The sequence below is a fragment of the Amycolatopsis sp. NPDC003731 genome, from assembly GCF_053586895.1.
This window is the reverse complement of record NZ_JBSFNC010000219.1, coordinates 1-11,494: the sequence shown is the minus strand read 5'-3', so window position 1 is coordinate 11,494 and position 11,494 is coordinate 1. Positions and strand designations below refer to the sequence as shown.

Below are 11,494 nucleotides of genomic sequence, written 5' to 3'. Positions count from 1 at the left end.
CATGCGACCAGCTTTCCAGCCGGCGCACGCCGGCGTCCCCGGGGGCGCGGTATGGTCGCGAATGACTCATTGGGGACGTCCGAGGTCCCGAATGAGTCATTCGCGGCACTGGCGGTGGCGGCCATAGTTCCGGGGCGGCCGGACGGGCCGACGGAAGTGCTGATTATCCGGACAAATACGACACGCTTCCCCGGATCACCCGTTCGTGGCGATACGTTGCCGACGAGGCCCATCCGCACACGGACAGGAGCGTTCATGAGGGGACAGAAACCGGTCGTGGTGGCGGCCGCCGTGGTCGCCAGTCTTTGCCTCGGCACCGGTGTCGCCGCCGCGGGCGATGGCTGGGGCGCGCCGAAGCCCGGCAGCGATGGCGCCGGCGACAGCTACTACCCGCAGGACGGCAACGGTGGCTACGACGTCGCCGACTACAACCTGAAGGTCACCTACGACCCGGCGTCGCACCAGCTCACCGGGAACCAGGACATCGCCGCGCGGGCGACGCAGGCGCTCAGCTCGTTCAACCTGGACTTCAAGGGCCTGACCGTCGACTCGATCAAAGTCGACGGCCGGGACGCGAAATTCAGCCGGACCGGCGACCACGAACTGGTCGTCACGCCGTCGCGCGCGCTGTGGCGGGGTCAGCACTTCAAGGTGAAGATCGCCTACCACGGCGTGCCCGCGCCGATCAGCGACCCGTCGCTCGGCAACAACGGCTGGCAGTTCGCCCAGGCGGGCGGCGCGTTCGTCGCCGGCGAACCGCGGTCGGCCACGACCTGGTACCCGGTCAACGACACCCCGCTCGACAAGGCCACCTTCCACCTCGCGATCACCGTGCCCGACGAGTGGGGCGTGATCGCCAACGGCCGCGAGAAGCCGTCGATCAAGACGCCGAACGGCACCACGCACGTCTGGGCCGAAGAGACGCCGATCGTGCCGTACATGACGACGGTCGCGATCGACAAGTGGACCTTCGACCGCCAGAAGCGCAAGGACGGGACCCCGATCGTCAGCGCGTTCGCGCCCGGCGTCCCCGACTCGACGAAGCAGGCCGAGGCCCGGCTGCCGGAGATCCTCGACTTCCTCGAGTCGAAGTTCGGCAAGTACCCGATCGACGCGGCGGGCGGCATCTTCCTCAACGAGCAGATCGGCTTCTCGCTGGAGACGATGAGCCGGCCGATCTACTCGGCGGGCTGGGCGGGCACGGTCCCGACGATCGTCCACGAGAACGCCCACCAGTGGTACGGCGACTCGGTGGCGGTCGCGCACTGGCGCGACGTCTGCCTCAACGAGTGCTTCGCCTCCTACGCCACCTGGCTCTGGGACGAGGCGAAGGAGGGCGTCGACCTGAACGCCCAGTACGCGAACGACGTCAAGACGGCGTCGACGCGGCTCTGGAACGGCAAGCTCTACGACATGGGTCAGGGCAACGAGTTCACGTACGTGTACTCGAAGGGCCCGATGATGCTGCACGCGCTGCGCAACTACATCGGTGAGCAGGCGTTCTCCTGGGTCCTGAAGACCTGGCCATCGCTGCACCGCGACGGGAACGCGAGCATGCAGGAGTTCCAGCGGTTCACCGAGTTCGCGGCGCACCGGAGCCTCCAGGGCTTCTTCGACGCGTGGGTGTACGGCAGCGGCAAGCCCGCCGACCAGTACCTCTACCCGGGTGGGCTCAAGCCCGCCGCCTGAGCGCCGGTCGTCGAGGCCACCCTGCGGACGTAGGGTGGCCTCGACGCTTTCGTTTCGGGAGGACGGCATGGCCAGGGTGCTGATGACGGGGTTCGCGCCGTTCGGCGGCGAGTCGGTCAACCCGTCCTGGCAGGCGGTTTCGCTGGTGGCCGCCCGCCGGGACGACGTGGCGGCGGTGGAGCTGCCCTGCGAGTTCGGGACATCCCTGCCCGCGCTGGGGCGGGCGCTGGCGGAACACCGGCCGTCGCTGGTGGTCTGCGCGGGCCAGGCGGGCGGCCGGGCCGAGGTGACCCCGGAGCGCGTGGCGATCAACCTGATCGACGCCCGAATCCCGGACAACGCGGGCGCCCAGCCCCTGGACGCCCCGGTGGTCCCGGACGGCCCGGCGGCGTACTTCTCGACCTTGCCGGTGAAGGCTTGCGTGGCGGCGATCCGCGAGGCAGGCGTGCCGGCGTCGGTGTCCCACACCGCCGGGACGTACGTGTGCAACCAGGTCTTCTACGGCTTGATGCACCTGCTGGCCACGGAGTTCCCCGGCGTGCGCGGCGGATTCGTGCACGTCCCGTTCAGCCCGGAGCAGGTCGCGGCGTCGGGGAAGGCCGAGCCTTCCCTGGGCGTGGACCGGATCGCCGACGCGCTGGAAGCCCTGGCGGACACGGCGTTGCGGGTGACGGAGGACTTGGCGGTCAGCGCGGGCGCGGAGCATTGAGACCGAGCGCGACGTCTGGGCGAGACCGGGCTGGGGGCGGTCGTCCGGGTTCCGATGCTCGTCGTGGGTTCGGTGCTGTTCTCCGGCTTCCTCCTGCTTCCGGAGCGCGGCCGACCGGCAGCTAACCGCCGCGGCCGGTGAGCTCGACGAAGGCCGCCGGGCCCGGGACGTTGTGGTGGACCGTCAGGTCCGCGACCCGGTCGCCGCTCCAGGCCGGCGTGAAGCTGACCAACAGCGTGCACCGGCGGCCCGGCTCGACGTCGTGGCCGACGCACGCGCTCGCGTCCACCGTGAAGTCCTTGCTGTCCAGTTCGACCCCGTTGACCCGCAGCGCGCTCGCGCCGACGCTGCGGACCGCCACCACGCAGGTCGTCGTCGTGTGCACCGGCGTCTCGGGGCAGCTGACCGACTCCGGGACGATCACCCGCGGCTCGACGGCCACCTCCGGCACGCCCGGGAACGTCGCCGGGCGGCCGCGCACCAGGTCGAGGACGGTCACCCCGGTGACCGTCAGGACCAGCGCACCCGTCGCCAGCAGGACGATCGCGATCGCCTTGATGCCGCGGGCGCTGCCGTCCTTGGCCGTGAACCCGCCCGCCGCCAAGACTGTGACCACCAGCGTGGAGATCAGGGTCGCGTCCGGGCCCGCCCCGATCGCCGCCGGGACGAGCGTGCCGAGCAGCGACGCCCCGACCGTGACCGCGAATCCCGTCCAGGAGAAGCGTTTCGCCTCGCGCAACTGACGCCGCACGGTCGGCGCCCGAGGTTTCGTGACTGTGCTCATGCAGGTAGGAGCGTCGAGACCACCCGGCACGGACGACATTCCCCCGTTCGGCGGTACGGCGGGCCGTCCGTGATCTGACGCACACCCTCGGCAAACCTCCCTGCCGGGTGATCGAACGGTGTTTACATGTCCGGAACGCGCAGCCCGAAGAAGAGGTGAGTGATGATCGGATTCGAGACCGACCTGCAGGACCTGCGGGACTCGGCCCGAGCCCTCCAGGGAGCCGCCGACGCCGCGGAAGCCGCGTCGAACGGCCTGCGCGGCACCGACGTCCCCGTCAAGTCGGACGGCGGCGGGTTCTTCGGCGGCCTCGGCGCGATGTTCCCGGCGGACAACGCCTTCGGCCGCACGCTCGGCATGCCGGCCGTCGCCGCGGCCTACAACGACCACCTGGCGAAGATCCAGAAGCTGGTCGCGCAGTTGCACCAGACCACGGCGGACACCAGTCACGCGCTGATGCGGGTCGCGGAGCTGTACGAGAAGGCCGACGAGGACTCGAAGCAGCGCGTCAACCGCGCGGCCGCCGGCCTGGAGGGGAACTGACGTGGACGGCTACTTCGACACCGGGCTCGACGCCCAGCCGATGTCCGGTGGCGACGACCGCCGCACCGAGCTCCTGGACGGCGTCTCCGAGGACCTGAAGCAGGGCGCCACCGACGCCCTCGACGCGCTGGAAATCCTGCGGATGACCGACTGGATCTTCGGCTTGGGCCCCGGCGACGACGGCTTCCGGAAGATGCAGGACGACGTCGCCGCCATCTACCGCGAGTTCTCCGACGCCGACATCGACCACGAGTCGGCCGAGGGACTGCAGAGCCTGATCATGCGGCACGACGCCGTATGGAAGGCGCTGCAGCGCGACTCGGGCCCGAAGCTCGACGACGCCCGGCAGTTCCTCGACGTCTGGCGCGGTTCCGCGGCCAACGCCGTGAAGGCCTACCTCAACGAGCTCGCCGACACCTTCACCGAGGTCGAAACCAAGATCACCATCCTGGAGAGCGACATCGTCGCCGCGCGCGAAGCCATCGCTTCGGCCCGGCAGGACCTGAGCAACCTCGGCTCCACGTTCAAGAGCACGGCGGAGGACTACCAGAAGTCGCAGGAGCGCAAGCGCGAGGCGGCCATGTCGAAGGTGCTGGCGGCGACGTTCGCGGGCGCGGTCACCGGGCTGCTCACCGTGGCCACCGCCGGTGCGGGCGCCGCGGCGGGCGCGACGATCTTCACCATGGCCAACGGCGCGATCGTCGCCGGGAACGCCGCCGGCGGCGCGATCACCGCGGTCGTGGCGAACCAGGCGGAGATCACCGGCGACAACGGGTTCGACCTGTACCAGAGCTTCCTCGACAGCGCGGGCAAGATCCGCGACGGCGCCGGCGACGCGGCGCAGAAGCTGGCGGACCGCATCGGCGACGAAGCCGTCGACCTGCCGAAGATCCCCGACGCGCCGGACGTCAGCCCCGGCTCGAGCTTCGACCCGGACAACTTCGAGACCGACCGGACATCGCGGCAGACCGAGAAGAACGTCCGCGACGCGAACGTCGACATCGCCCCCGACGGCCAGGTGTCCAGCGGCGCCACCCACGTCGGGAGGCTGGATGGCTGACGGCCCGGACCGCGACGCCCTCCTGGCCGAACTCTCCGCGCTGTCGGCGACGGCGACGTCCGCCGACGGCGCGGTTTCGCTGTCGGTCAACACCGACGGCGTGCTGACCCGGCTGAGGCTCACCGACGCCGTCTCCGGGATGTCGCCGACGGAGATCGCGGACGCCGTCCTGCGCACGTACGTAGAGGCCCAGCGCGAGTCGGCGAAGCGGACCGGGCAGCTGCTGGCACCGCTGGGCAGCGGCGGTTACCTGATGGACCGGCTGCGCTGGCGGGTGCAGTTCGAGCCGGCGCCGGTCCCGCTCGCCGCGCCGGCGCCGTCCGCCCCGGTGGCCGAGCCGGACGGCAAGGTGCTCAAGGACCGGTCGTCGGACACCCCGGCCGAGCCGTCGCCGGCCAGGCCGGTCGCCGACGACGACTGGTACGGCCGCGGCATGCGGCTCGACCGGGCCTGGTGACTCAGGCCGGCTTGACCTGGCTGGAGAAGCCGGCGACCAGCTCTTCGAGGCGGCGGGGTTGTTCCGTGAGGTAGATCGCGGCCACCCGGCGCTCGGCCACGCCGAAAAGCACGATCGACGACTTCTTGTCGGCACTGGCGACGTACTCGCCGTGCAGCCCGCCACCGTCCCAGGTGCCGCGGCCGGCGGGCGTCAGCTTCGTGTTCACCTCGATGTATTCGGTGGTCACGCCCTGGTAGTAGCTGACACTGCCGCCCGTGAAGGCGCAGATGACCGAGAGCTGGGCGCCCAGCAGCTGGGCGAAGTGGCCGTTGTCCTTGCAGGTGCTCCGGTCCGGGACGGAGCCGGCCAGCAAGCGCAGGCACGGGGTGAAGCCGGCCCGGTCGCGCTCGGTCGTCTGCGTGCAGTCCGCCGCGGCCCGCGCGGCCTGATCGCGAATGACGAACACGACGACGGTGGCCACGACCGCGGCGACCAAGAGCACGGCGAGCGCGAGGAACCAGGGCTTGCGCTTCCGGCGCGGTTCCGGTGGCGGGGCCGGCCGCGGTGGCCCCGCCTGCTGTGGCCAGGGTTGCGGCCGCGGCGGCGGCACCGGCGGGCGGACGGGTGCGAACGCGGGGACGGTGAGGTCGCTGGTGGTGCCGAGCGGCACGTGGTGGAGTCCGAACGCGACGGCCGTTTCGGGCTGGTCCTGCGTGGTCGGCGTGACGCCGAGCTGCCGCCCGAGCAGGGTGGCCAGCAGCGGCATCCGGCTCGGCCCGCCGACGAGGTAGACGCCGGCGAGCTGCGCGGGCGTGAGCCCGGCGCGCCGGATGGTGGCGCCGAGCAGCTCGGCGCTGCGCAGCAGGCTGGGCCGCACGAGCGCTTCGAGCTCGTCCCGGCTGACGAGCACGTCCCCGAACGGCTCGGGCATCGGCACGTGGGTCTGCGCGTGCCGCGAGAGGCTTTCCTTGGCATCCCGGACATCCTGCAGCAGCGCCCGCCGCGTCCGGCGGTCGGCGGTGGTCTGCGGCCGCAGGAGGCGTTGCCACTGCGCGGGATCGGCGTGCGACACCTCGCGTCCGATGTGGACGAGCAGCGCCTGGTCGATGTCGAGGCTGCCGAGGTCGGGCAGGCCGTCCTCGGCGAGCACGGTGAAGCCCTGCCGGGTGACCCCGACGACGGCGCAGTCGAAGGTGCCGGCCCCGAGGTCGTAGACGCCGATCGGCCCGCCGCCCCGCCGCCCGAGACTGGCGTAGTGCGCCGCGGCGGCGACCGGTTCGGGGATCAGCCGCACATCGACGAGCCGTGCTTTCGCGGCGGCGTCCCGCAGCACGTCCTGCCGGTCGGCACCCCAGCCGGCGGGGTGCGAGATCCGGGTCTGCGCGGGCGGGCGGCCGAGCTGCCGTTCGGCTTCCTCACCCATCCGCCGCAGGACGGCGGCGAAGGCGTCGGCGATCGGGACGTCGACGTCGCCGAGCCGGATGGCACCTTCGTCGATCCGGCGTTTGGGGTTCGGTTCGAACCGGCTGGGATCGAGCCGCGCCCGCCGCTCGGCATCCTGGCCGACGACGAGCAGGCCGTCATCGTTGACGTAGACGGCGGAGGACATGGTGACCGACCCGTCGACCTCGATCGCCCGGGGCCCCCGCCCGAAGGCGGAGAGCACGCCGACCGTGCTCGAAGTCCCGAAGTCGATCGAGAGCACGTCCACGCGGATTCCCCTCCCAAGGTCCGCGGGCATCGTCTCACGGGCGCGAGGGGTGGCTTCGATCAGGCAGAGCCCCGCTCAGCGGCCGAAACGGTGACGTCGTGGTCCTCAAAGTCAGCGACAACCCGCATGCGGCCGCCGAGGGCCGTGATGTAGCGGCGAAGGGTGTCCAGCGCCATCTGTCCCGGGTCACCCTGTTCGAGCTGGCTGATCCGCGGCTGGCTGACCCCCATGTGCCGGGCGAGCTCGGTCTGGCTGACCCCGGCGTCCTCACGGAGCTGGGCAAGGCGGAACCCGAGTACATAAGCCTCGGTCGCCTCCCGCGCCGCGATGCGCGCAGCATCGACGTCTCGACCGGCCTCTCGGTCGATGGCGAGCTTCTCGGCTTTGACTTCCTTCCACGACCGGCTCATCACTCAGCCCTTCTCTCCGGCTCGCAGGTGGGCCCGGAACCGCTGCTCCCGGCGGACGCCGGTCTCAGCTCCTTGAGGTTGTGCAGGTGCGAGCCCTTGATCCGGTCGACCAGCGACCGCCCAAGACACGGTCCTTCCCGGGCGGGCATGTCGATCGCTTCTTCGACCCGGTCCGCAGAGACCGGGTCTGCACGGCACAGGTTCACGAACACTGCTCGACCTCGTCGTGAAGTTCGATCTTTCATTCCATCCAACAACGCGAAGAAGGGCGGCTCCCCGCTCGGGGGAACCGCCCTCCTGCGAACTACTCAGCCGGGATCAGTCGTTCTCGGCTTCGCCCTGCTCCTCGTGGCCCGCGCCGATGCTCACCGGCGGGGCGTCCGGGATGGACGACGGGCGACGCTCGCCGCGGAAGGTGAACCGCGCCTGGTCGTCCTTGTCCTCCGGGTTGCCGCTCCAGCCTTCGACGTCGACCAGGATGATCTGACCCGGCTCGACCTCGCCGAACAGGATCTTCTCCGACAGCTGGTCCTCGATCTCGCGCTGGATCGTGCGGCGCAGCGGCCGCGCACCGAGGACGGGGTCGAAGCCGCGCTTGGCCAGCAGCGACTTGGCCTTCGCCGTGAGCTCCAGCTCCATGTCCTTCGCGCGCAGCTGCGTCTCGACCCGGCCGATCATCAGGTCGACCATCTGGATGATCTGTTCCTGCGTCAGCTGGTGGAACACGATGATGTCATCGATCCGGTTCAGGAACTCCGGGCGGAAATGCTTCTTCATTTCCTCGTTGACCTTCTGCTTCATCTTCTCGTACCGGGTGCCGGTGTCGTTGGACCCGGCGAACCCGAGCGAGACGGACTTCGAAATGTCCGAAGTGCCCAGGTTGGACGTGAAGATGAGGACCGTGTTCTTGAAGTCGACCGTGCGACCCTGACCGTCGGTCAGGCGGCCGTCTTCCAGCACCTGCAGGAGCGTGTTGTAGATCTCCTGGTGCGCCTTCTCGATCTCGTCGAACAGGACCACCGAGAACGGCTTGCGACGCACCTTCTCCGTCAGCTGGCCGCCCTCTTCGTAGCCGACGTAGCCCGGAGGGGCACCGAAGAGCCGCGAAGCGGTGTAGCGGTCGTGGAACTCACCCATGTCGATCTGGATGAGCGCGTCGTCCTCGCCGAACAGGAACGAGGCCAGCGCCTTGGACAGCTCGGTCTTACCGACACCGGACGGGCCGGCGAAGATGAACGAGCCCGACGGGCGCTTCGGGTCCTTCAGACCGGCGCGCGTACGGCGGATCGCCTGCGAGACGGCCTTGACCGCGTCCTCCTGGCCGATGATGCGCTTGTGGAGCTCCTCCTCCATGCGCAGCAGCCGGGTGGTCTCCTCCTCGGTCAGCTTGAACACCGGGATGCCGGTCCAGTTGGCCAGCACCTCCGCGATCTGCTCGTCGTCGACCTCGGCGACGACGTCGAGGTCGCCGTCCTTCCACTGCTTCTCCCGCTCGCCCTTCTGGCCGAGGAGGGTCTTCTCCTCGTCACGCAGGCGGGCGGCCCGCTCGAAGTCCTGCGCGTCGATCGCGGACTCCTTGTCGCGGCGGACGTTCGCGATCTTCTCGTCGAACTCGCGCAGGTCCGGCGGCGCGGTCATCCGGCGGATGCGCATCCGGGCGCCCGCCTCGTCGATCAGGTCGATCGCCTTGTCCGGGAGGAACCGGTCGTTGATGTACCGGTCCGCCAGGGTCGCGGCGGCGACCAGCGCCGAGTCGGTGATCGAGACGCGGTGGTGCGCCTCGTACCGGTCGCGCAGGCCCTTGAGGATCTCGATCGTGTGCTCCAGCGACGGCTCGCCGACCTGGATCGGCTGGAACCGGCGCTCGAGGGCGGCGTCCTTCTCGATGTACTTGCGGTACTCCTCGAGCGTGGTCGCGCCGATCGTCTGCAGCTCACCGCGGGCGAGCATCGGCTTCAGGATCGAAGCCGCGTCGATCGCACCCTCGGCGGCACCCGCCCCGACCAGCGTGTGCAGCTCGTCGATGAACAGGATGATGTCGCCGCGGGTCTTGATCTCCTTGAGCACCTTCTTCAGGCGCTCTTCGAAGTCACCGCGGTAGCGGGAGCCGGCGACCAGGGAGCCCAGGTCCAGCGTGTAGAGCTGCTTGTCCTTGAGCGTCTCGGGCACCTCGCCCTTGACGATGCTCTGCGCGAGGCCCTCGACGACGGCGGTCTTGCCGACGCCGGGCTCGCCGATGAGCACCGGGTTGTTCTTGGTCCGGCGGGACAGCACCTGCATGACCCGCTCGATCTCCTTGCCGCGCCCGATGACCGGGTCGAGCTTGCCCTCGCGGGCGAGCACGGTCATGTTGCGGCCGAACTGGTCCAGGACCAGCGAAGACGACGGGGTGCCCTCACCGCGGCCGGAACCGGTTTCGGTGGACTCCTTGCCGCCCTGGTAGCCCGAGAGCAGCTGAAGCACCTGCTGGCGGACCCGGTTGAGGTCCGCGCCCAGCTTGACCAGGACCTGCGCGGCGACGCCCTCGCCCTCGCGGATCAGGCCGAGCAGGATGTGCTCGGTGCCGATGTAGTTGTGGCCGAGCTGCAGCGCCTCGCGCAGCGACAGCTCCAGCACCTTCTTGGCGCGCGGCGTGAACGGGATGTGCCCGCTCGGCGCCTGCTGGCCCTGGCCGATGATCTCCTCGACCTGCTGGCGCACGCCCTCCAGGGCGATGCCCAGCGACTCCAGCGCCTTGGCGGCGACACCCTCACCCTCGTGGATCAGACCCAGGAGGATGTGCTCGGTGCCGATGTAGTTGTGGTTGAGCATCCTGGCCTCTTCTTGAGCCAGGACGACCACCCGCCTCGCGCGGTCGGTGAACCTCTCAAACATGTGCACTCCCTCGACTGCTGCGCCGGCGGCCCGTTTCCATCGTGCTTTCACCGCGATGGATTCAGCACCGTGAGACCACTCTAGTAGCCAAGTCGTCGCGCTGGCGTACCACTACGGCTCTCGGCGGTCGTTTCCGCACCCGGACGTGGCATCTCCCGGGTACTCCCATCATCAGGTTGCCCTGCACCTTTACGTCAAGCACAACGTGCGGAGCGCCATCCGGATTCCGCCATCCGCGCGCTGTCCGCTCACCGCGAACAGTCCGCAAGCTGGGAGTACCCCACCCGATTGGCGCACCTCGCGGAAGCCTGTAAGGTTAGGCACGCCTAATTCACTACGGCGCTTGAGGAGGGCCGCAGTTGAACCAGCAGCGGTCCTTCCGTGACGCACGCGAGGTCGGCGACGGCCTCGCGTCGTCGTTGCGGCGCATCGCCGGCCTGCAGGAACGCAGCGAGCTGCGCAGCGACGTCCCGGCGGGCTGGATCCGCTGTTCGGAGCTGCTGGAGACGCCCGCGCACTTCGACGAGTGGCGCGGCCTCCTGGGCGACTGGCTGGTGCGGGAGCACTCCGCGGCCCCGGACAGCACGACGGCCAGCTGGGTGCTGACGTGGTACCTGCACGTCCCGGCGTACGTCGGCGCGCTGCTGTGGCACCACGAGCGCCGGGTGCCGTCCCTCGCGCCGGCGGAGCTGGCGTTCCGGTTGTCGGACGACCGCCCCCACCCGGACGGAATGGCCCTGCTGGGTGACGCGTTCCACTGCCTCCCGACGGACCCGGGCTCGGCCCGCCCGGAGGCCACGGTGGTCCGCGACGAGCGAGCCCTGGCGGCGGTCCTGCGGGCGCGCTACCTGGCACACGCGGCAAAGTTCGTACGGGTGTACGCGCCGGTGAGCAGACTGGGCCGCCGCACGCTGTGGGCCGCGGCGACGGACGCACTGGAGAACTCCCTGTGGTGGGCGGGCCGCCAGGGCGGAACACCGGAGGCCGAGGGCGCGGGGGTCGCGGACGCGGCTTTGGTGCTCGACGAGCGGTACCCACCGCTGACGTCGGCATCGACGCTGAGGCTGGAAGAGGGCCCGGAAGGGCACCGCGAGTGGACGCGGCGGCGGGAGAGCTGCTGCTTTTCGTACCTGCTGCCGTCGTCGTCCGAGTGTGACGGCTGCCCGCGCACCTGTTCGCGGTAGCTCTGCCTCCCCAGGCAGGGGTGACTCGAGCGCGCCGGCGTGCCCGCGGTGTCGCGAATGACTCATTCGGGACGTCGGAGGTCCCGAATGA

Annotated in this window: 10 protein-coding genes; 6 read left to right on the top strand and 4 right to left on the bottom strand. The window is 70.2% G+C overall.

The genetic code is table 11. The annotated features are described in order from the left end of the window. Positions 1-255 precede the first annotated feature (255 nt). Together ACWDN5_RS44015 and pcp are read left to right on the top strand one after the other, a co-directional pair. On the top strand, positions 256-1,689 hold the full coding sequence (locus tag ACWDN5_RS44015; RefSeq protein ID WP_449680448.1) for a M1 family metallopeptidase: 1,434 nt from the start codon (positions 256-258) through the stop codon (positions 1,687-1,689). A gap of 67 nt (positions 1,690-1,756) precedes the next feature. After that, a complete protein-coding gene (pcp, locus tag ACWDN5_RS44010) occupies positions 1,757-2,398 on the top strand; it encodes a pyroglutamyl-peptidase I (protein WP_449680447.1) in 642 nt (213 codons plus the stop codon). 121 nt (positions 2,399-2,519) lie between these two features. On the opposite strand, the gene ACWDN5_RS44005 is transcribed toward pcp, so the two are convergent. Beyond that, positions 2,520-3,182, bottom strand: a complete 663-nt coding sequence (locus ACWDN5_RS44005; protein WP_449680446.1) for an Ig-like domain-containing protein — start codon at positions 3,180-3,182, stop codon at positions 2,520-2,522. A gap of 162 nt (positions 3,183-3,344) precedes the next feature. On the opposite strand from ACWDN5_RS44005, the gene ACWDN5_RS44000 reads away from it, so the two are divergent. From ACWDN5_RS44000 to ACWDN5_RS43990, 3 genes are read left to right on the top strand one after another with little or no spacing between them, the layout of a single operon-like run. Further along, a complete protein-coding gene (locus ACWDN5_RS44000) occupies positions 3,345-3,725 on the top strand; it encodes a hypothetical protein (RefSeq protein WP_310969031.1) in 381 nt (126 codons plus the stop codon). Position 3,726: 1 nt separating this feature from the next. Then, entirely contained in the window at positions 3,727-4,785 is a 1,059-nt protein-coding gene (locus ACWDN5_RS43995) for a hypothetical protein (protein ID WP_310969032.1), read from the top strand. Then, the gene (locus tag ACWDN5_RS43990) at positions 4,778-5,242 is read left to right on the top strand and encodes a YbaB/EbfC family nucleoid-associated protein (RefSeq protein ID WP_449680445.1); all 465 of its coding nucleotides are present in this window, start codon (positions 4,778-4,780) and stop codon (positions 5,240-5,242) included. The genes ACWDN5_RS43995 and ACWDN5_RS43990 overlap by 8 nt, the downstream gene beginning before the upstream one ends. 1 nt (position 5,243) lies before the next feature. Here ACWDN5_RS43990 and ACWDN5_RS43985 read toward each other — a convergent pair whose 3' ends face one another. The 3 genes from ACWDN5_RS43985 to ACWDN5_RS43975 form a co-directional block, all read right to left on the bottom strand. Continuing rightward, positions 5,244-6,935 (bottom strand): Hsp70 family protein, encoded by a 1,692-nt coding sequence (locus tag ACWDN5_RS43985; RefSeq protein WP_449680444.1) that lies wholly within the window; start codon positions 6,933-6,935, stop codon positions 5,244-5,246. A gap of 59 nt (positions 6,936-6,994) precedes the next feature. Next, the gene (locus ACWDN5_RS43980) at positions 6,995-7,345 is read right to left on the bottom strand and encodes a helix-turn-helix domain-containing protein (protein WP_449680443.1); all 351 of its coding nucleotides are present in this window, start codon (positions 7,343-7,345) and stop codon (positions 6,995-6,997) included. A 318-nt stretch (positions 7,346-7,663) separates the two neighbouring features. After that, a complete protein-coding gene (locus ACWDN5_RS43975; protein WP_449680442.1) occupies positions 7,664-10,219 on the bottom strand; it encodes an ATP-dependent Clp protease ATP-binding subunit in 2,556 nt (851 codons plus the stop codon). Positions 10,220-10,578: 359 nt separating this feature from the next. Here ACWDN5_RS43975 and ACWDN5_RS43970 point away from each other — a divergent pair, with 359 nt between their 5' ends. Beyond that, positions 10,579-11,403 carry a (2Fe-2S)-binding protein gene (locus tag ACWDN5_RS43970; RefSeq protein ID WP_310969039.1) on the top strand — a complete coding sequence of 275 codons (825 nt, stop codon included), beginning with the start codon at positions 10,579-10,581 and terminating at the stop codon, positions 11,401-11,403. Positions 11,404-11,494: the final 91 nt, after the last annotated feature.